The sequence below is a fragment of the Enterobacter sp. 22452 genome, from assembly GCF_052045065.1.
Taxonomy (GTDB): Bacteria; Pseudomonadota; Gammaproteobacteria; order Enterobacterales; family Enterobacteriaceae; genus Enterobacter; species Enterobacter mori.
Map to the genome: position 1 here is coordinate 152,428 of NZ_JBQEOB010000007.1, position 20,917 is coordinate 173,344.

Below are 20,917 nucleotides of genomic sequence, written 5' to 3' on the forward strand. Positions count from 1 at the left end.
TCCTTGCAACTGGCAAAAATATGTCGCAGCGAGCGCATATTTAAATCAGAGACGTTGTTATATAACCTGCGTATCCTCCTTTAATTTTTACCAATACTATCTCATCGCTTATGATGGCTGCTGGCGTTCCAGCAGCCATGCATCTAGCTCTGACTCAAGCCAGCCGACGGACTGCATACCCAGCCTGCGCTGTTTCGGGAAGGTCGGGTCGTAACGCGGTGACTTCGGGTTAATCCAGTCATAGATGGTTGAGCGGGCGATGCCAGTTTTGTTAACAACGGCGCGTATGCGCAGTATCCTGATACCTTGTACAGACATATCTGTTAATTCCCCCTGTTCTTTCGATATGGACGCAATTGTATGGTGCCGGAACAGGTAATGGCACCCGCCTGGTGGCTGTAGCAAAAAAAGGCATTTTATAACAACGAGATAGGGTTTTTTTTAGGGTTTTTTTCCATTTTTTGTTGGTGACAGAATGTTTTTTTTTCGAAAATGGTGTCGGAAGCGTCTGGCTAAGGGCAAGAATGAGTCGTTCCAGGTGTCAGGCAAGGAAATTTACTGGAGTATAGAAATTGTCATTCAAAAAGAGGGACTTCATGGCTGATTTAGACAGGGATTTTACCCCTGATGAGTTACTCATCGTATTTCGTAAAAAGAGGAAAGCGTTACGTTTTCATCTCGGGGTCAGACAGAAACATATCGCCAGGCAATGGCTGAATAAAGATACTGAAATTGTTATCGTGCTACAAACAGGGAGACAAACGAAGGATGAAGATTTAGCGCGGCGACTTGCTGATGAGCACGGAGAGAAAAAATGGCGGCGTTATCTGAAAATTTTCAGTCTTTCAGAATGGATGATAAAGGGGATCAGGAACGATATGTCTAAGGCTGAACAATACTGGGAGCAGGGAACATCGGCTCTCGAATCTGATCCAGATCATGCGGTGCAATTAATGCTGAGGGCTATCGCGTTGTTGGATCGCGGTCTGAAACGCAGTGAATCCGCAGCAGGTAAAAGAATCAAGGAACGGCATAAACTCAATTCTGCTTATGGCGGAAAGGTCAAAGCGACACGTTTTGATGGCGTTAAAGACGAAGTGATAAAACACCTGGAAGCGCAACCTGAGGGCTGGGAAACTAAAACCGATGCCATCAACGCAATTATTAAAGCGTTAAGGCCCTATCTTGAGGAGCATGGATGGCCTTCCGCACAGGATAAAAACGACTCACGGGACGCGGCAATGGTGGAGGCAAGCCAGAGCAAGTTGTTGGCTGAATGGTCAGTCAAAGACAAAAGAGTGAAGGCGGCGTTCGCGAAGGCAGTACAAAAACGTATCGGGGTGTCGCAAAATCGATAGTCCGGTACCTTGAGAGCGCTACGTGATTCAATGTGACTGCCTTTTCTCAGATGTGGCTGTGCAGAAGAGCATAGAGCTGATAATAAGACGATACGAGCTCCCCTGAACATCATCATCTTTTTAGCGATACTGACAGGGTTGATAGCGATACAACTTTTTAATGGTATGCCGGATCACACTGTCCAATCTGGCAATGGTATTCGTCGTGTAAAACCGCCTCTGCCGCTGGTACCCCAGGTCATGGGTTAATGCTTTGTAGTCCTTCTAAGATACAAGCCGTAGGCTATTGCGCACCATGTGAATGATACAGAACTTAATCCGCTCTCCGGATAAACTGCATTAATGGCGTCAGAGGTGCTCTTCAGCTCATCAACGTAGGTGATGAGGATATCTTAACTTCGGCACAACTCAGCTCATAGCTTAATTAGTTGATAAAAATCAGCGTGGGGCCCCTCGCTATATCTGCTCATAGATCAGGTTTGACTTGACGCAGCTATTACACAAAACTAAACCAGCTACTCTTAAAATCCGAGAATGTACAGTCTCTAACGGCTTTCCAATAGTTACCGAAATTCTCAACGACTAGGTAAATGTCATCATACAGCGGTCAGTTCTGCATCCGAAGTATATTTGCTCGTATGTTAACCTAGCATTAGTACAACATCATTTTTAGGCGAATGGCCCAGCAGGCTTTTTACTCCTTAAAAATTCACTTCTGGTTAAGTAAATCATTTAATGATTTTTGTCATTTAAATCAATTGGTTAATTTTAATTGCGATTTGCTTTTAACCCTAGCGATTTAGACGTATTATTTTGAGATTAATCCACTTGCCATGAATTCCCTACCACATTTCAAATGTGAATAGAGAATGATTTTAAGGTTATATATCATGGAGTTATTGAGGTTTTTGGCGGCGATTTTAGTAATTTACTTGTTGTTTTTTAGAAAGAAAAAACGTAAATCTCCAAAGTCTTATGCTTCAAGCCCCGTGAAGGCACCACCAAAAGAATGGCTCGCTGACATCAAGAAAAAAGAGGCGGTTGTGCGAAACGATGATAGTGAAGACGATAACCTTGCAACTTTTACATTGAGCGGTGGCCGGGGTGTTGAACTTCGGGTGACAACCAATCATTACCGGAACACCTCAAAGTCAGCAGGTGCACTAGCTCGATGGGTACTTCCGGGTGAGATGATAACTGTAGCTGGTGTAGCAATTAGCGGTGGCCACATATACTTGGGGCAACGTATGAAGCCCTCCGGTCAGGAATCAGGCGGCTATTATGACGATGGAAATGAGGCATCATTAATTGATGACACATGTAAGATAAAACCTACTTCTTATCTTTACGAGGACAGTTCATTAGGATACTGGCCCAGGTTTTCCTCTCTTTCCCCAGAAGCACGCGGTGCGTATGTCAGTTGGCTCGCCAGCGATAGGTCTGATCAATCGTGTCCTATCGGCTATGTTTTTATCTACCTCTACGGCCTGGAAAGAAAAGCGCTCATAGATTCCATTGACCCAAAATTCCCTGATGCTGAGTTCCGTAATCTGTTCAAAGAAGTCGCTCGGTTAAGAGCCGTATTCATTGAGAACCGCTCATTCCGTGGATATTCGGCCCAGTTACTCGAAGCCATGTCTATTCTGCGCCCGAACATGGGCTTAGCCACTGAGCTCGATAGCAATTCAGGTTTCAGCAACAGCATGCAATTTAAGCTGGCTCTGGCAAAAACTGTACATGAAGGAGTTCCTGTATCAGCTGAACTGGCGTTGAACTGGGTAATAAACCACACCGAGTATTCGCTGCGTACCCCGGCTCGCCGCTGTGCTAAAGAGTTTGCTGCGCTTTTCAAACGGCGTTACACCCTCAAATATGGTGAAGGGATGGTCGTTAAGGCGAATAAAACGCGCCTAAGGTTAGATTACACACCAGCAAGTCCTAGTTTGCGAGGTGTTCGACTCCCTGTTCCCGACCTGCCTGATCCAAGTGCGTTGAAGAGCCCTGTCCAGAAAATTATGGCTCTTGCCGACATATGTACGGATGAACTTGATGCTTATAGTCGCTACCTTGGTAGGAAAGGTAAGTCAGTCAATGATACGGCTGCAATTATGTTGCTCCCTTCAGAGATCGTTAATGAAAGCGCAGAAAAAATATTAAGCTCATTCAAACGCTGGGCTGATGAGGCGATCCTCGTCAAGGAGGGGTTAGTCTCAGTTGCTGACTTTTGGGCACATATGAATGCCAGTTGCCCCAATAAGATCAATAAAAAAGAGGCCGATTTGATGCAGGCCTTTGCTCTGAAGATGGGTTACGGTCTGGCACCTGACCCGTATTATCACCATGTGAAGGCGGATGTTGATGGGACACTTGTTCTATTCCCTGCCGCCGAAGGTGGACGCTTCTCACCTTCTTCTGAATTTATCTCAGCAGTAATGACGCTCAGATTAGGGGCGATGGTCGCCTTGATTGACGATTCTCTTGATCAAGCTGAACAGAAAGTGCTTGAGAATGCCATCAACAACAATACTGGCTTCACCGATGATGAAAAACGCTCTCTACATGCGTATTTAACGTGGCAACTTCATACCCCAGCCAATATGACAGGAATGAAAAGCAGGATTGAGTTGATGGGGGCCGCGGAAAAAGCTGCTGTGGGTAAAGTTATCGTTAGTGTTGCCTGTTCGGATAGGACAATAGCGCCTGCCGAAATCAAACAGCTTGAGAAGATTTATTCAAGTTTGGGGCTGGATCCCTCATCTGTCTCGAGCAATATCCATCAGCATTCCGCAACTGAACATGATCTCGTCTCGTCTATACCAACTGATCAGCCAGCAGTAGGGTTCACACTGGATGCTAATGTACTTGCCCGCCACGAATCTGCCACGGATGATGTTCGTAAATTGCTGAACACAATTTTCACCGAAGAAGAACCGGAAGAGCCAGAAAGCGCTCCAGCCTCATTAACGGAGGCGGGGGGGCTAGACTCCGCACATAGCCAGCTTTATCGCAGTTTGCTGGAGAAAGAACAGTGGTCCCGGAAAGAGGCGACAGAATTGTGCGGAAATTTGAATTTGATGCTCGGCGGTGCGCTTGAGGTGATTAATGACTGGTCCTATGCGGAGGTTGATGCTCCGGTACTGGACGATGCCGATGATGATATCTGGGTTGACCTGGAAATTGCCAAAGAATTAGAGGGATAGTGAATGTCTGTAACACGTATAAGAGTGAAAGAACGCGACGCTATTATTCAGTCACTTAAGTCAGGTGTAACGCCAAGGATAGGCATTCAGCATATCCAGGTTGGCCGCGTGAATGAGATCACCGCTCTCCACCAGGATATTGAGAGGATTGCTGACGGTGGTGCAAGCTTCAGACTTATCATCGGTGAATATGGTTCTGGTAAAACGTTCTTTCTGAGTGTTGTGCGCTCTATTGCGCTAGAGAAGAAGCTGGTGTCAATCAGTGCAGACCTTTCTCCTGACAGACGCATTCACTCATCGGGAGGTCAGGCTCGTAATCTCTATTCTGAACTTATGAAAAACATGTCCACCAGAAACAAGCCGGATGGTAATGCGTTACTTAGCGTTGTTGAAAGATTCGTTACGGAGGCAAGGAAGGAAGCTGACACGAACGGCTCCGAGGTTTCATCAGTTATTCATAAACGCCTGGCAGCACTATCAGATATGGTCGGCGGATATGACTTTGCGAAGGTCATTGATGCATTCTGGCGCGGGCATGAGCAGGATAACGAAACACTAAAATCCAATGCTATTCGCTGGTTGCGGGGAGAGTACACCACTAAAACTGATGCCCGTAACGATCTCGACGTTCGGACTATTATCTCAGACGCTTCATTCTATGACTCTTTGAAGCTGATGAGCCTTTTTGTCCGCCAGGCAGGCTATGCCGGTCTTTTGGTCAGCCTCGACGAAATGGTGAACCTCTTTAAACTGAATAATACGCAAGCAAGAACAGCGAACTACGAACAGATTTTGCGGATCCTGAATGACTGCCTGCAAGGCTCAGCCGAGAATATTGGTTTTATCCTCGGGGGGACGCCAGAGTTCCTTTTCGATCCTCGCAAAGGTCTTTACAGCTATGAGGCGCTCCAATCACGTCTGGCGGAAAATCGGTTCGCGCAAAAAGCAGGAGTGATTGACTACTCGTCTCCCACTTTGCATCTTGCCAGCCTCACCCCTGAGGAACTGTATATTTTACTGAGAAATCTTCTTCATGTTTATGCAGGCGGAGATCCAGAGAATTATCTGGTTCCAGATGAGGCACTGACTGGATTTCTGCATCACTGTAGTAAAACCATTGGAGACGCTTACTTCCGTACCCCCCGTAATACCATAAAAGGTTTCCTGGACATGCTGGCCGTGCTGGAACAAAACAGAACGATGAACTGGCAAACACTAATCGAGGGTGTGGCGATTGAAGAGGACAGGCCCAGCGAAATGGATGACGCCATTATAGAGGAAAGCGATGACGACGACGGACTGGCTAACTTCAAATTATGAGCAGTGCCTATGATAGTCTCGATCCCCGCGTCCGCAAGTGGGTTTACAAGCAGGGGTGGTCTACATTAAGGCCCTTGCAGGAGAGTTCTATCCCGGCAATTTTAGCCCGTGATCGAGACGTGCTAATCAGTGCAGGCACAGCAGCGGGTAAAACAGAGGCTTTCTTTCTTCCTGCCTGTTCGGCAGTTGCAGATCTCACTAATGGATTTGGCATCGTCTATATCAGTCCGTTGAAGGCATTGATTAACGATCAGTACCGTCGTCTTGAGAGCCTTGGAGATGCATTGGAAATGCCAGTGACTCCTTGGCACGGGGATGTACCACAAAGCAAAAAGAAGAAGGCTCGGACAAACCCTGCTGGCATTTTACTGATTACACCTGAGTCACTTGAGTCTTTGCTCATAAATTCAATGGGCTGGCTCAAACAGGCGTTTTCGTCAGTCGCATACATCGTTATTGATGAGTTTCATGCTTTCATTGGCTCAGAGCGTGGTGTACAGCTGCTTTCTCTGCTCAATAGAATTGACCATGTGTTAGGACGCCTGGTAAATCCAATTCCCCGCGTTGCGTTGAGTGCCACGCTGGGGGAACTGGAAAAAGTACCCGAACTTTTGCGCCCGGACAAACGACTACCCTGCGTAACTGTTACAGATAGTAAGAGCGAGGCCACTCTTCAGGTACAGGTCAAAGGTTATCTGGAGCGAGTGCTCCAAAAAGAAGAAGAACTTCAGAGTTCAGCTGAACATGACGTTTGCGCTGACATTTTTAGACTTTGCCGTGGCGATTCTCATTTGGTCTTTGCAAACAGTCGAAAGCGGACTGAAAGCATTGCTGCCACGCTGAGCGACATGTGTGAGGAACATATTGTTCCCAATGAATTCTTTCCCCACCATGGTTCCCTTGCCAAGGAATTGCGGGAAGCGCTTGAAACTCGTCTTCAGAAAGGAAATTTGCCCACAACAGCTGTTTGTACAATGACGCTTGAGTTGGGAATTGATATCGGTAAGGTTAAGTCGGTTATCCAAGTTACGCCTCCGCATACTGTTTCCAGTCTGCGTCAGCGTATGGGACGTTCTGGGCGACGCGACTCCCCATCAGTTCTAAGAATGCTAATTACAGAAAATGAGCTCACTGTGACTAGCAGTATCGTTGACCACCTACGGCTGCATTTGGTCCAGTCGATGGCAATGATCAGACTGATGATCTCTAAACAATGGTTTGAGCCTGCCGATTCCCAGCAGATGCATTACTCCACGCTGCTACACCAGATTCTTGCTATTACCGCGCAATGGGGCGGAGTTCGTGCCGATCAACTCTGGTCACAGCTATGTCAAACAGGCCCGTTCCGTAATGTGGATATAGGCGATTTCAAAAGCCTGCTTAAACATATGGGGGCATGTGGCCTGCTCACTCAACTCGCTAGTGGAGAAATGGTTGTTGGGGCAGAGGGAGAGAAACTGACTAACCATTATACGTTTTATGCCGTGTTCAACACACCAGAAGAGTTCCGCATTGTCACCGGAAACAGAACCCTTGGAACAGTGCCTGTGGACTCCCCACTGCTACCAGATCAACACATCATCTTCGGTGGGCGGCGCTGGAGAGTGACAGAGATCGAGACAGAGAAAAAAGTTATCTATGTAGAGGCGACCAAAGGCGGTCAGCCACCACAATTTAGTGGGGGGGGAATGTCTGTTCATGATGCCGTTCGTCAGGAAATGCTCGCTATCTATAGGGAAGGTGATTACCGCATAGCAATAGGTAGCAAGAGAGTAGATTATGCCGATTCTGCCGCCAGAAGCCTATTTGCGGAAGGCAGTCGTAACTTCCAGAGTTATAACCTGCAAAATGAGTATTTTCTTACGAGCGGCCAATACTGTTACATCCTCCCATGGATGGGAGATAAGGTTGTCAATACGATTACAGCCTTGCTCATACGTTGTGGCTTTAAAGCTAATTCATTGGCTGGAGTTATAGAAATTGACGGCTCAAGTATCACTTCTGTTCAACAGGCCCTTAAAGGCCTGCTGCTGTCAGGCTTGCCCTCAGCGTTTGATCTTGCTGTAAATGTTCCAGAAAAGTACTTAGATAAATATGATGAATATTTACCAGAGTTTCTGCTTGCGAAAGGATTTGGGGAAAAAGCGTATGACATTGAAGGCGCGTGTACCTGGCTGAAAGAACATCTTCAGTAAACTGGTTACATAAAAAGGGGGAGATGTTCCCCTTAAGCTTGAGGCCGATTGATGATATCAATTTTCGCTCTTGGCTCGGATCTGCCAGAAATCGAGGTCATAAGGTCTGCTTTGAGCGAGGAGCGGACGTTGTGCACCTCTTCCCTGAGGCAAAAGCCTCTTGCGATTTACTCAAAAGTAGGCTGATACAAATCACCGTTCTTTTCAATCTTGTATCTTAACGACAACTTTGCCCTTCGCATGTCCTCCAGCAAGATAGTCAAGAGCATGCTTTGATTCTGCAAAGGGGAAAACCTTATCGATCACTGGAAGGACGTGTTCCGCTTCCACGAGCATACTTATTTGAGTGAGTTGTGCGCCATCAGGTCGAACGAACAGAAATGAATAGGTTTGGCTCCTCTTCTTTGCAAGACGTATGATTTTACGGCTCATCAGGCCGAATACAGTACGCAGAAAAATATTTAAATGTCGCTCACGTGCAAAAGCAGCATCTAATGGCCCAATGAGTGAAATAATCTTTCCGCCAGGCTTAAGAATGTGAGTGGACTTTTCTATCGTATCTCCTCTCACAGTGCCCAGAACAATATCGTAGCCACTCAGAACATTTTCAAACTCCTGCTTTTTATAATCAACCACTTCATCTGCGCCAAGACGACTAACCCATTCGACATTGACTAAACTTGTTGTCGTTCCCACTTTTGCGCCAAGGTGCTTCGCCAACTGGATGGCAAAACTACCAATTCCTCCTGAACCAGCCGGGATGAAAACCTTCTGTCCAGACTGCAAACAGGCTCTTTCTGTGAGCGCCTGCCAGGCGGTGAGGCTTACCATCGGGAGTGAAGCTGCCTGCACAAAATCGATATTTGCAGGTTTAATGGCCGCGAGACTTTCAGGAACAACGGCAAATTCGGCAAGAGAGCCTGTACCTCTGTCGAAAATACTCGCGAAGATTTCGTCGCCTGGCTTGAAACGCGTCACCCGGCTTCCTGTTGCAATCACAATCCCGGAGAGGTCGCTACCTAGTGTTGCTGGCAGCTTAAAATGCAAAACTGGTTTGAAAATTCCGGTGGGGATCATGTTGTCAATGGGATTGAGGCCTACAGCGTAAACCTTAACCAGAATTTCGTCAGGACCGATGGAAGGATAATCTATGTTATCAAATCCCAACTCCGGAGATTTACCATAGCGTTTAAACGTAAACGCTTTCATCGTCTTCGTATTCATTTGTTGTTTATCCTGTTGATTTTCCGGGTGCCAATGCCAATATTGCTGAGTAAAAAAGCGGTTCCCAGTAGCAGCTCGATAAATACTGCAAAAAGAATTTGCCCGTTAACATGTCCTTTGTACCATTCGAACAGGCCAGACACGGCTAACATGAAAGATATCGTACTAATGCCGGTGGCCAGAGCATATCGGGTTGGAGAAGGCTCAGCATTCCTCGCTAAAACATACATTGCTCCTGTTCCAGCGAAGAATGCAGCAGAACGTCGGCCGAGCACATTGGTACCTGGTGTGCTTTCAATCCCCCACAAGGCGAGGAGCTGTTCCGGGAAAATCATCCATACCGTAGCGAGGATGAAAAACAACACTGATGCCAGGATAGCCAGTCGCGAAAATTTCATTTTTATTCTCTAGCATCAAGCTGAAGACTATTTCTCACTACCTCATCCAGGATTTTTGAGGGCGCGAATTTGAGAAGAAAATTCAGTTTAGCCGCCAGCGTTCCCGCGGTATAACGCACTTTTGGTCGTAAATCCTCAGCAGCTTTAACCACTACGTCCGCCACAACTTCCGGACTTTCCGCTTCGGCCATTGCTTTGCTCACCACTTTCGTCAGCTTAGCCCGGATAAGGTCATACTCTTCAAGCCTGGCATCCGGTTCGATATTATTGGCTTCAAACTCGGTCTTTATGTAAGCAGGTTCAATGACAGAAACCCGGATACCCTGCGTGCGCAGCTCGTGATCAAGTGCTCCCGTGTATCCTTCGACCGCATGCTTACTGGCAGCGTAAAGAGCCACATACGGCAACGGAACGATACCGAGTATCGAACCAATGTTAATGATACGCCCGCTGCCCCGACGGCGCATATGAGGGACAACAGCACGTGTTAACCTAACGATGCCCAGAAAATTGGTGTCGAAAATAAGCCTGGCCTGATCGAGAGAGCTTTCTTCTGCAGCTGCTGGCGCGACCCCGAAACCCGCATTATTTACAAGAAGATCGATCCGCCCCTCCAGGCGCAGCAACTCATCAATGGCTGCCTCAACAGAGGCGTCGTCCGTCACATCCAGCGTCAATAGTGGAAAAGGATGTGTTCCCGCCAGCGCGCCACGCCGACTTGTGCCGTATACCGTAAAACCCGCAGCTAAAAGTTTAGTCGCTGACGCTTTGCCGATACCTGACGAAGCGCCTGTAACCAGCGCTACACGTTTTGTTGTCATACTGAACGAGACCTTTATGATTTGTTTGAGGTTTCTCATAGGGAATGAGAAAACCTGCTATCAGGGCGTTATGCTTTATTTGCCCGTCTGAAAAACACCTAAAAGATTGTTCTGCAGAGGGCAACTCTTTACTTAACGTGTTTTATATCGCTCTGCGGCTTCATCTTGTTTGATGTCTGAAAGCAGAGCCTGACGGGAAGCATCGAGGGTCTCCCAGTGCGCAGCATTCTGTAAAGGCGGGATGGTGACGAGTTCGCGACGATCAAAACCCACCAGGGCTGCATCGACTAACTCACCTACTTCCATCATTTTGGCAAAGTTACTGATGTCGATACCCGCACGATCCCAAATTTCCGTGTACGTCCCGGCAGGCAGTACCGCCTGGATATAAATACCCTTAGATGACAGCTCCAGACTCATTCCCTGAGACAGGAAAAGCACAAAGGCTTTGGTTGCACCGTAAACCGTCATTGCAAATTCCGGAGCGAGCCCAACTATGGAACTGATATTGACGATAGAACCTTCGCCCGCTTTTACAAAGCGTGGTGCTACTGCATTTGCCAGTCTCGTCAGTGCCGTGACATTAAGCGCGATTAGGCGTTCTATCGATTCAGGCGTCTGCTCTGTAAAACTCCTGTACTGCGCGATACCTGCGTTATTGATAAGAATACCGATCTGCTCGTCTTCACGCAGACGCGCTTCGATAGTCGCTAAATCGACCGCTTGCGTGAGGTCGGCTGGAAGAACATCAACAGAAATGCCATTTTCCCGTCGCAGACGATCGGCCAGTATCTCTAACTTTGCTTTGTCGCGGGCGACCAGTACCAGGTCATGTCCCCGACGGGCAAATCGTTCAGCGTAAACAGCACCAATACCTGTGGATGCACCCGTAATGAGAACTGAAGCGTTAGTCATAAGTTGCTCTTCTTTATTAATGTGTAAACTGATTCCGCAATGTGCGATTCAGGTCGAACCGTGATATTCACAGATCTACTTGCTGGTTCCGGTAAGCGACGGATAATCGGTGTACCCTTGTGCACCACCGCCATAAAGCGTTTCAGGATTAAGTGAGGCCAGCGGCGCACCCGTCTTCAGTCTTTCAACCAAATCCGGGTTGGAGATGAACGGACGACCGAAGGCAAACAGATCGGCCTTGCCTTGCTCAAGCTGAGTGGTCGCCAGCGCCAGGTCATAGCCATTGTTACCGATCCAGGTGTTGTTAAAGCGTCGACGTAGTGAGTCGTAGTCGAACGGTGATACATCGCGCGGGCCGCCCGTAGCACCTTCAACCACGTGGAGATACACGATGCCTAATGCATTGAGTTGCTCAGCGAGGTAGTCATATTGAGGTTGCGGATCACTGCAAGAAATTGCATTAGCAGGAGATACCGGCGAAATGCGCACGCCGGTGCGTTCCGCGCCAATCTCATCTTTTACGGCAGCAGTGACTTCTAACAGCAGGCGAGCACGATTCTCGACAGAGCCGCCGTATTCATCGGTACGCTGATTAGCACCATCTTTAAGGAACTGTTCCAGCAGATAACCATTCGCACCATGGATTTCGACTCCGTCAAACCCGGCGACAATGGCATTTGCAGCTGCCTTTCTGAAATCATCGATGATCCCCTTTATTTCCTCCACTTCCAGCGCACGTGGTTCAGAAACATCAGCAAAACCGTTGTTCACAAAGGTTTTCGTCTCAGCGCGGATAGCGGACGGTGCGACTGGTGCAGCGCCACCAGGCTGTAAATCGACATGCGAAATTCGCCCTACGTGCCAGAGCTGTACAAATATACGCCCACCTTTGGCATGGACTGCGTCAGTCACTTTGCGCCAACCCTCTATTTGAGCTTGCGTATAGATCCCCGGTGTATCCTGATATCCCTGCGCTTGTGGCGAAATCTGCGTGGCTTCGGTAATCAATAATCCTGCTGAAGCTCGCTGGGCGTAGTAAGTCGCTGCCAGTTCGCCCGGTACCAGCCCAGCACCAGCCCGGTTACGCGTTAGAGGGGCCATCACGATGTGGTTGGCAAGTGTTATGAGGCCAAGATCATAAGGTTGAAATAATGCCTGGTTCGTCATGTTTATCCGCCTGTAAATGATTGGTTGAGGTACTGATTTAATGATGGTGATCATAATCTAAAAAGTCAACCAGTTTGATTATGATCATCATCAATGTATAATCAGGCTCTATTTGAAGAGGGTAGAAACGTGAAAGTGTCAAAAGAGCAGGTTCGCGAGAACAGGATGCGAGTTGTTGAAACGGCCTCAGAACTTTTTCGTGAGCGTGGTTACGATGGTATCGGGATATCGGAACTGATGTCTGAGGCAGGGTTAACTCACGGTGGCTTTTACAAGCATTTTGGTTCCAAGGCAGATTTACTGTCTGAGGCCATGAACTGCGGCTTTACGCGATCCGCAGAAAAAACTGAGGGTGTTAATCGGGAAAAATTTATTGAATATTATCTCTCCCGACAACATCGTGATGACATGGGAAAAGGCTGCGTGATGTCGGCTCTGGGTACTGATGCAGCTCGTCAATCTGAATCAATAAAAGAGACGTTTGCGGCCGGAATTGAGCGGCAACTGGAAGTTTTAGGAACCGAAAATGGCACGCGCGCTGACTTGATAAATACCATCGCGCATCTTGTTGGCGCCCTGGTGTTGTCTCGTGCCTGTCCAGATAATTCCGCTCTTGCTGACGAAATTCTGGATGTTTGTCGCGAGCGTCTTATCAGTCATGACTCTTGTAAGGGATGAATTTTCTGGTAAAAGAATTTTGCTGTGCGGTTCATTTAAATAAATTGCGAATGTCCGTTCCTGGCACTAAACGGGCTAAAGCAGACTGATTTGATGAGATAAGGGTATAGATGAATTCTCCATACCCTTAAACGATTACTTCCCAGTTGATTTGCTTGGTTTCAGTCCTGGGGTATTGCCGGGTGTATCCTTATTATCACGTCTGCGTTGATCGGGTTTTCCTGTTGATTTTGCGATTGGTTTTGGACCAGGTTTAAGCCCCATAATCATACTCCTTAGCCATGTCAGAGGTTATTCCTCAGTGTGGATATAAGGGGAGCGGTAAGAATAATCAAGCTTGGATGGGCGGTGAAAAGTGACTGCTTGACTATTATGTGAGCAATGTCAGATTTTAACACATAGCGGCCAGCCCATTACTGAAGTTAGCCAAAAATGAGTCGCGATGAGCCCTCAATAATGAGGGCCACCTCGGAGATTGTTAGGCTGATTTCGCCAATTGCCGATGCAGGACCTGAAGGCTAGTTCCCGCCCCTGCCCATGCAGCAGCCGAGCCGACCACATACAGGTTTTGCTTGGCGCGTGAGACGGCTACATTGATTATGTTTGGTGGGCTTGCCGCCCACTGACGTGCCCTTTGCTGACTCGCTTTCGGCGCACCCAGCAACAGGATTACCGTGTCCGCCTCTCGGCCCTGGAACGTGTGGATTGTGCCTACACGATCACGGCACCATTCATCCAGCTTTACGCCGAACGTTCGCAGCAGATCAGTTTCACTGTCGAGACGCCGACGCATGTTCTGCTCTACGATCTTGAATGGTGTGATGATAAATACGTCCGGATTTGTAATGCCCGATGCTGCCAGCTCTTTGAGCATTCGCACAACCGCTTCGCCCTCGTCGGGACACCACTTCGTCTCAGCATCGCCATTGATATCCACCCAGTGAGATCTCCCCAAAGCCGAGCCGATAGATCCGGGTTTTTTAGGCCCGACAGCATGGACCATCTGCCCGGCATAGGCGATGGAGTTAGAAACATCAAACATTGGGTTCTGGCAACGCCTGTGAACGAGCAATGGCAGCCCGACTTCTCGATCACCTACGTCCATGACGAAGGTGGATTTGAAGCGCGATGCCTGATCAGCAAGGGTCTGCGTAGATGCTGCGGGGGCAGACCATTCGACTTGGTCAATGTCAAAGAACTTGCAGATTTCGGCGTTCAGCTTTTCAGGAAGTGAAACTACAGGTGGGATTTGCAACGGGTCACCTACCACGATGGAGCGCTTTGCCCGCATGATAGCTCCAACTGCTGCCTGAGGAACGGCTTGGCCCGCTTCATCTACCAGAAGCCAACCAATGCTCTCTGGTGGCAGATCCCCGAACATCGTCCGAACAGAGGCGAATGTCGTGGACACGGTCGGCACAACCACGAAAAGGCTTGACCAAAGGTCGGGGAGAAGTTCACGGTGAGCGGAAGACTGGAAGGCACCAGCTACCATGCCTGACATCAATAACCCAAGATTGTGTTGCAAGCGGCTGGCCGAAGCATCAATGAACGTTTTATGCACAGTCAGGGCAGCGGCGAAAAGATCCTCCCGCAGGCGATGAACCTCATCGGGAAGCCAGGGTGCAGTGAGGTGGATAGCCTCGTGCTCGCGCTCGAAGAACCTCTCATCAACGACCCTGTCTCCCATACGGTTTCGTGCCTGTGCCTCGGTTGCCTTCAATTTCGAGACAGCCTGACATTTGCTGGAAATTTCCTGGTCGAGTTGCTGTAACTGGGACTCAGTATTGCTCCACTCAGCCCTTGCAAGCTCTAGGGCACCGTCCGTCCCCTGCGCCCGTATGACTGATTGCTGCAAGGTCGCCGAGAGCTTCTGCAGTGTCGATCTCCACGACTTCCAGGCCGCAGTCGCAAACAAACGGGAGAAGAAACCTGGACGGCAAGCAAGATGGCTGTCGAGCATGATCTTGTCCTGCTCGATCTGCGATTTTGCCTTCTCATGCTCTCGTTGGCAGGATTCAGCAGTCTTGTGTGCCTCTTCGACGGCTTCATTCAGACTCGGTCGACGCTGTTCAGCTCTTTGAAGTTCGGTGATCGCTCCCTTGAGCGCCTGGATATCCCGTCGCATCTCTTCGATGCTGGCGATTTCGGCGTCTACCGTCTCCTTAAGTTTAAGAAAGGCGGTTCGCGCTTTCTGCCAGGCCGCAGCAGCATCCGCTTCGTTGGTGCTGGGCCGCTCATTGACAACCACGCTGGGCATCACGCGATCGATGGTTTCGCCAGTTCGCTCGTCCTTGATCTCACGCATGACATTTATGCCGCGAGCTGCTTTCAGGTAGGTAAGGAAACCACCGTCTTCATTCCACCAGAAACCTTGCTGAAACGCGCCTCGGTTGCTGCTCTTGCCGAGAGCTGCGGCGATCAAACCCCAGGTTTCGACAGTGTCGGAGGGGATGTCCCCCTCGGCCTCGGCTTCGAAATAGCCGGCGCGTTTGGGATTCGCAATCAGGTCGCTGATGGACCGGAAGTAGGCGATCTGTTCATGGCGACCATTGGCTACCTTGAGAGGAAGCTCTTTACTGACGTTTTCGACTGCTTTGTTATTGGAGGAGGCTACGACGATCTCATGGCCCTTCAAGGATGCATGTAACTTGTAGAAGTGCAGGAATGCATTGGAACCGAATGCCAGCTTCTCGCCAGTTGTGGAAAAGGCATCCTGCGGTTTGTTGAAGCCGGACATCGCCGTGGCCCGATCGAGAATGCATCCAACGACGATATCCCGGAGAAGAGTGGTCTTTCCGGTTCCCGGAGGCCCATTGACGCCGATGATACCTGGAGCATCATTCAGCTCAGCACGCGCCGCATTCACGGCAGCCTGTTGAAGCAGCACCAGTGGATGGCCACCTTTCGAAGGCCAACGAGCCTGCGGCATGAGCGACGGTGCGACGAACGGCTCAACTGCGGAAATGGGCGATAGCACGTCGATTTTCTGGTCAGGTCTTCCAATTCCCATGTAGCGGCGCAAACCGGTTCCGGCTTTGCCCGTCTCGAGCAATTTGGTTGCTTCACCGAGATCTTCAAGATAGAAGGAATTCAGTAACGAAGGTTCAGGCGGCGCCTTAGCCTTGAAATGATGAAACACCTTAATCGCGAATGTGGGTGGCTCAACCAAATGCTCGGGTACACTGAACTGCGATACAAGCCATTTATAAGCGTTATGAACAACATTCAGATCGATCGGTATGGGTTCTCCATCTTTGTTGTGGTGGCGAACCATTCGAACCAGATGATCGATAATGCGCGGCTCAACATTCGGCCAATTCCCTAAACTCCCAAGCTTCAGATCGAGAGCCGGCTTGAGTGCCCAGGCAAAACTGGACACGGCAACGCCTTTGTCCTCAAGCACAAAGCCTTCTTTGTCGATCAGGATCGAGCCGATGGCCGCTTTCTTACCGTCCGGGCGTGAACGCTCCTCATCCTCGCCAAAAACCTTGACCAGCTCGTCCGTCGCCTTGTCGAGAGCGATGGAGCCGAGGACGACCTCGAAATAAAGCTTATAACTGGGCTTGCTGCGGGCATTTGGTCCCCATGGAACACCTCGCTCCAATAGAGCAACCCTAGAGCGGTCGCCGGTTGCCATATCCTCTGGGCGTTTATAAGCTTGAGGCGACAGTGCTTCGAGGGCTGTCCATGCTGCCAGTATTGCTCGCGCATCATTCGCCTTACCTGATGGAGAAAAAGACGGGATCGGACCAAGGTCGATTTGGTCTTTGTCGAATTGCTCTCGTATGGCAGAGTCTGGGATGGCCTTCAGTTGAAGTTGCTCTTCCGCAGCAGGCGAATTGTGGGGCACAACTCGAGAAGATTGAATGGACACCGAATCGGGATGGTGTGTTGATGGGCTGGAAGCCGATATGGCGACCACGCTGTGGCCGCTAAGAGCAAATAGAGATTGCTCGATTTTAGCCGTCAGCGTCCGCGCCCTGGCAGTGTTGCGAAAGGTCAGCTCGCTCAACAACTGTTCAAGTTCGCTAGCATTGTTGCTGGACTGCTCGAAGATTGCTTCCAGATCGAAGATTGATTTTTGCGCATACTGCCGTGTCTTCATTTATTTCTGCGGCTCCATATCCCTTCAATTAAGAGATATTATGCTAATTAGCTTGATTTCTAAAACTATTAGCTTTCGCTTGAAATATAAATTCTCATCTGGCCCACTACTAAAGTGGGAACTGTCATTAATTATCCGTCATCCCGTTAAACGCTCTCCCCTCATACCTCCCACAATCATACTTCCGCGATCAGCAGCCATAACAAAATCAGCCCACCATTGCATCATCGGTCGCCGTTGCTCAAGGTAATCACTGCGGTTATAAGCGCGACGTACCTCATTTTTGTCAACATGAGCCAGTGCTGCTTCAATGACATCAGGCAGAAATCCTTCCTCATTGAGTGCCGTACTAGCGATAGAACGTAAACCATGTGATACGAGTATGCCTCCTAAGCCAGCACGCTTGAGTGCAGCATTCACTGTCTGGCTGTTCATCGGCTGGGTAGGCTTAATGCGACTGGGAAAGATAAATTCTCGATTACCACTTAACGGCTTCATCATCTCCAGTATCGCGATTGCTTCATCTGACAATGGAACAGTGTGGTCGCGGTTCATTTTCATGCGTGATGCAGGAATCTTCCATTCTCGTGCCTCCGTGTCTATCTCTTCCCAACGAGCCTCAGCCGCTTCGGCAGGGCGGGTTATGGTAAGAAGTTGCCACATGAACAGGCAGCGTGTGGAAAGGCTAATGCTGGCCGTTCGCATCGTCTGCATTAACTGAGGCAGCTGATCCGGACGAATACTGGGCATGTTTTTCTTCTGCGGCTTCTCGAATGCCTTGCCAATATTGACACTGGGAACAGCATCAATCAGGCCCGTGTTTTGGGCATAGATCATGACCTCATTGATGCGTTGGCAAAGGCGACGAACAGTTTCCAGTGCACCTCTGGCCTGTACCGGTTGCACGGCCTGAACCAGCATATGAGCTTTGATATCTGTAACGCTGACGTCACCAATCGCTGGAAATACATCTCTTTCAAGAGAGCGCCATATGTCCTCTGCATAGTCCTCGGTAACACTGGCTTTCTTCACATTCCACCAACGTTCTGCCACTAGCTGGAAAGTATTAGTTTTGGCTTCAAGCAAACTACGCAGTTGTTCTTGCTGATGTTCCTGGGGATCGATTTGTTTCACAAGGAGAGAACGGGATTCTGCCCGATAGCTTCGAGCATCGGCAAGCGTAACTGACGGGTAGTGGCCAATGCTCTTTTTCGCTCGCTTCTTGGTCACGGGGCGAATGTAGCGAAATTGCCAGATTTTACTCCCGCTGGATTTGATCAGTAGCTCAAGGCCATCGCCATCATAGAGCACATAGTCCGCTTCCTTGGGTTTGGCAGATTCGATTTCCTTAACGGAGAGAGGTTTGGTTTGTCTTGCCATTGCCAGATTTCCATAGTTTTAGGCACCTCAAAAACAATATAGCTTTATGAGGTGCCTAACAAGGTGCCTAAAAGGTTCGGATTTAATTAGTTCTCTTCGGACTTCGCGGGACAAATTGAGGGCACAAAAAAGCCCGCAGGGCTTGCGCCGTGCGGGCTCTTAGGACTTCATCGGATGACTCTGGTAATCACCGATGGAGAATTTTGGTGGAGCTGGCGGGAGTTGAACCCGCGTCCGAAATTTCTACATCCTCGGTACTACATGCTTAGTTTGTCTTTACATTCGCACGCCAGCTGCGGACAGACACGCCACTAACGAACTAGCCTGATTAGTTTTAACGCTTCAACCCCAGGCAGGGCTTCCACGCGATCTCTTTTGGGTTTGACCTCTCTTTGATCCCCGTCTTAAGAGCGGAAGCTAGGGAGAGAGGGCTCTTAGCAGGTTATTAAGCTGCTAAAGCGTAGTTTTCGTCGTTTGCGACTATTTTTTTGCGGCTTTTTACGAGGCAAACCGCCCCTCGGCATGCACCTTGGGTTTCGCAAATCCCGTCGAATCCAGAATCAGCCCCAATAGTGTTGAACTGAGTATACCAGATTTCACTTCCTGGATACCAGCCCGAAACGCTAACTTATTGAATAGTACAATAAGTGTGCAGAATCAACGTCCTGCGTTTTTCATGATACGCGCTTTATCCAACTGCCATTCGCGCTCTTTCAGGTCAGTACGTTTATCGTGCTGTTTTTTACCTTTCGCCACGCCGATTTTCACTTTGCACCAGGCATTTTTCCAGTACATAGAGAGCGCAACAACGGTAAAGCCTTCACGGTTGATGCGCCCGTAAAGAGATTCAAGCTCACGCTTGTTCAGCAGCAGTTTACGCGTGCGCGTTGGGTCGCATACGTAGTGTGAAGAGGCGACGGTCAACGGCGTGAAGTTCGCACCGAACAGGAAAGCCTCGCCGTCTTTCAGGATCACGTAGCTGTCGCCAATGTTCGCTTTACCCGCGCGCAGCGATTTTACTTCCCAGCCCTGCAGCGCAAGGCCTGCTTCGAATTCTTCTTCGATGAAATACTCGTGGCGAGCACGCTTGTTTTGCGCAATGGTCGCCGATCCTGGTTTATGTGCTTTTTTCTTCGTCATAAGTGTCGTAAAGCCGTCGGTAATCTGATTTCAAAAAGTCACCTCATTGCGTCCCGTGAGGTCTAACGCGCTATATTAGCACGAGATGAGGCTTAGCGTTTTTTTAACAGGTGATAAATGTTATTATTTGTCCGTTGTGTGACCATGGAAAATGCTATGCCTCAGATTAGCCGTACTGCGCTCGTGCCTTACAGCGCGGAACAAATGTATCAGTTAGTGAACGACGTTCAGTCTTATCCTGAATTCATCCCCGGGTGTACCGGGAGTCGTGTTCTGGAGTCCGGCCCAACGCAGATGACGGCGGCGGTGGATGTCTCCAAAGCGGGGATCAGCAAGACGTTCACCACCCGCAATACGCTGACCGATAATCAGAGTATTTTGATGCATCTGGTGGATGGTCCGTTTAAGACCCTGATGGGCGGCTGGAAGTTTACGCCGCTGAGCGCAGATGCCTGTCGTATCGAATTCCAGCTGGATTTCGAGTTTACCAACAAGCTTATTGAGCTGGCGTTTGGCCGCATCTTCAAAGAGCTGGCGTCTAACATGGTTCAGGCGTTCACGACCCGCGCCAAAGAGGTTTACAGTGTCGCATAAGATTGCGGTGGAAGTGGTGTATGCGCTGCCGGAAAAGCAGTATCTGCAGCGTGTGACGCTGGAAGAGGGGGCCACCGTCGAGGCGGCTATTCGCGCTTCCGGCATCCTTGAGCTTCGCAGCGATATCGACCTGGCGAAGAATAAGGTCGGGATTTACAGCCGTCCGGTGAAACTTGGCGACGTATTGAAAGAGGGCGACCGGGTTGAGATTTATCGCCCGCTGATTGCCGATCCGAAAGAACTGCGTCGTCAGCGTGCGGAGAAAGCGGGTAAGTAGCGCTTTCTTTCCCCTCACCCTGACCCTCTTCCCTGTACGGTCCGGGGACATAGTGAACACTTGTTCGGGGACATGGTAGACACTTACAACTAAGGCATAAGAACCCGTTTATGGAGTCGCTTATGCCCTGGGATGCGAGAGA

Annotated in this window: 16 protein-coding genes and 1 other RNA gene; 7 read left to right on the forward strand and 10 right to left on the reverse strand. The window is 49.2% G+C overall.

The annotated features are described in order from the left end of the window. Positions 1 to 108: 108 nt before the first annotated feature. Positions 109 to 318: a helix-turn-helix transcriptional regulator gene (locus tag ACTJJA_RS19380; protein WP_032755279.1), complete on the reverse strand. Its 210-nt coding sequence runs from the start codon at positions 316 to 318 to the stop codon at positions 109 to 111. A 278-nt stretch (positions 319 to 596) separates the two neighbouring features. Between ACTJJA_RS19380 and ACTJJA_RS19385 the strand changes: the two genes are divergently transcribed. The 4 genes from ACTJJA_RS19385 (at position 597) to ACTJJA_RS19400 (ending at position 8,073) form a co-directional block, all read left to right on the forward strand. Next, positions 597 to 1,358, forward strand: coding sequence for a hypothetical protein (locus ACTJJA_RS19385; protein ID WP_332942166.1), 762 nt, complete (start codon positions 597 to 599; stop codon positions 1,356 to 1,358). Between the two features lie 890 nt (positions 1,359 to 2,248). Next, positions 2,249 to 4,558, forward strand: coding sequence for a TerB N-terminal domain-containing protein (locus tag ACTJJA_RS19390; protein ID WP_332942167.1), 2,310 nt, complete (start codon positions 2,249 to 2,251; stop codon positions 4,556 to 4,558). 3 nt (positions 4,559 to 4,561) lie between these two features. Beyond that, positions 4,562 to 5,878 carry an ATP-binding protein gene (locus ACTJJA_RS19395; RefSeq protein ID WP_047058012.1) on the forward strand — a complete coding sequence of 439 codons (1,317 nt, stop codon included), beginning with the start codon at positions 4,562 to 4,564 and terminating at the stop codon, positions 5,876 to 5,878. Continuing rightward, positions 5,875 to 8,073, forward strand: a complete 2,199-nt coding sequence (locus ACTJJA_RS19400; protein WP_159873020.1) for a DEAD/DEAH box helicase — start codon at positions 5,875 to 5,877, stop codon at positions 8,071 to 8,073. The genes ACTJJA_RS19395 and ACTJJA_RS19400 overlap by 4 nt, the downstream gene beginning before the upstream one ends. A 204-nt stretch (positions 8,074 to 8,277) precedes the next feature. Here ACTJJA_RS19400 and ACTJJA_RS19405 read toward each other — a convergent pair whose 3' ends face one another. The 5 genes from ACTJJA_RS19405 to ACTJJA_RS19425 all read right to left on the reverse strand — a co-directional run bounded on the left by ACTJJA_RS19405 (position 8,278) and on the right by ACTJJA_RS19425 (position 12,598). Next, the gene (locus ACTJJA_RS19405) at positions 8,278 to 9,297 is read right to left on the reverse strand and encodes an NADP-dependent oxidoreductase (protein ID WP_332942168.1); all 1,020 of its coding nucleotides are present in this window, start codon (positions 9,295 to 9,297) and stop codon (positions 8,278 to 8,280) included. Next, a complete protein-coding gene (locus tag ACTJJA_RS19410) occupies positions 9,294 to 9,695 on the reverse strand; it encodes a hypothetical protein (protein WP_332942169.1) in 402 nt (133 codons plus the stop codon). Before ACTJJA_RS19410 ends, ACTJJA_RS19405 begins: the two co-directional genes overlap by 4 nt. A gap of 2 nt (positions 9,696 to 9,697) precedes the next feature. After that, the gene (locus ACTJJA_RS19415; protein ID WP_332942170.1) at positions 9,698 to 10,516 is read right to left on the reverse strand and encodes an oxidoreductase; all 819 of its coding nucleotides are present in this window, start codon (positions 10,514 to 10,516) and stop codon (positions 9,698 to 9,700) included. Between the two features lie 132 nt (positions 10,517 to 10,648). After that, positions 10,649 to 11,431: an SDR family NAD(P)-dependent oxidoreductase gene (locus ACTJJA_RS19420; RefSeq protein WP_252052509.1), complete on the reverse strand. Its 783-nt coding sequence runs from the start codon at positions 11,429 to 11,431 to the stop codon at positions 10,649 to 10,651. 75 nt (positions 11,432 to 11,506) lie between these two features. Then, complete coding sequence (locus ACTJJA_RS19425) at positions 11,507 to 12,598, reverse strand: alkene reductase (protein WP_252052510.1); 1,092 nt, start codon at positions 12,596 to 12,598, stop codon at positions 11,507 to 11,509. Positions 12,599 to 12,727: 129 nt separating this feature from the next. On the opposite strand from ACTJJA_RS19425, the gene ACTJJA_RS19430 reads away from it, so the two are divergent. Next, the gene (locus tag ACTJJA_RS19430) at positions 12,728 to 13,276 is read left to right on the forward strand and encodes a TetR/AcrR family transcriptional regulator (RefSeq protein ID WP_180264377.1); all 549 of its coding nucleotides are present in this window, start codon (positions 12,728 to 12,730) and stop codon (positions 13,274 to 13,276) included. A 478-nt stretch (positions 13,277 to 13,754) separates the two neighbouring features. Here ACTJJA_RS19430 and ACTJJA_RS19435 read toward each other — a convergent pair whose 3' ends face one another. The 4 genes from ACTJJA_RS19435 to smpB all read right to left on the reverse strand — a co-directional run bounded on the left by ACTJJA_RS19435 (position 13,755) and on the right by smpB (position 19,904). Next, complete coding sequence (locus ACTJJA_RS19435; RefSeq protein ID WP_332942171.1) at positions 13,755 to 17,384, reverse strand: DEAD/DEAH box helicase; 3,630 nt, start codon at positions 17,382 to 17,384, stop codon at positions 13,755 to 13,757. A gap of 138 nt (positions 17,385 to 17,522) precedes the next feature. Further along, a complete protein-coding gene (locus ACTJJA_RS19440; RefSeq protein ID WP_332942172.1) occupies positions 17,523 to 18,764 on the reverse strand; it encodes an integrase domain-containing protein in 1,242 nt (413 codons plus the stop codon). 204 nt (positions 18,765 to 18,968) lie between these two features. Then, positions 18,969 to 19,332, reverse strand: a transfer-messenger RNA (tmRNA) gene (gene ssrA, locus ACTJJA_RS19445). An 89-nt stretch (positions 19,333 to 19,421) separates the two neighbouring features. After that, entirely contained in the window at positions 19,422 to 19,904 is a 483-nt protein-coding gene (smpB, locus tag ACTJJA_RS19450; RefSeq protein ID WP_006178063.1) for an SsrA-binding protein SmpB, read from the reverse strand. 156 nt (positions 19,905 to 20,060) lie between these two features. Here smpB and ACTJJA_RS19455 point away from each other — a divergent pair, with 156 nt between their 5' ends. Both ACTJJA_RS19455 and ACTJJA_RS19460 read left to right on the forward strand, forming a co-directional pair. Further along, positions 20,061 to 20,498 carry a type II toxin-antitoxin system RatA family toxin gene (locus ACTJJA_RS19455; protein WP_010434164.1) on the forward strand — a complete coding sequence of 146 codons (438 nt, stop codon included), beginning with the start codon at positions 20,061 to 20,063 and terminating at the stop codon, positions 20,496 to 20,498. Next, complete coding sequence (locus ACTJJA_RS19460; protein ID WP_023308884.1) at positions 20,488 to 20,775, forward strand: RnfH family protein; 288 nt, start codon at positions 20,488 to 20,490, stop codon at positions 20,773 to 20,775. The genes ACTJJA_RS19455 and ACTJJA_RS19460 overlap by 11 nt, the downstream gene beginning before the upstream one ends. The last annotated feature ends 142 nt before the right edge of the window (positions 20,776 to 20,917 follow it).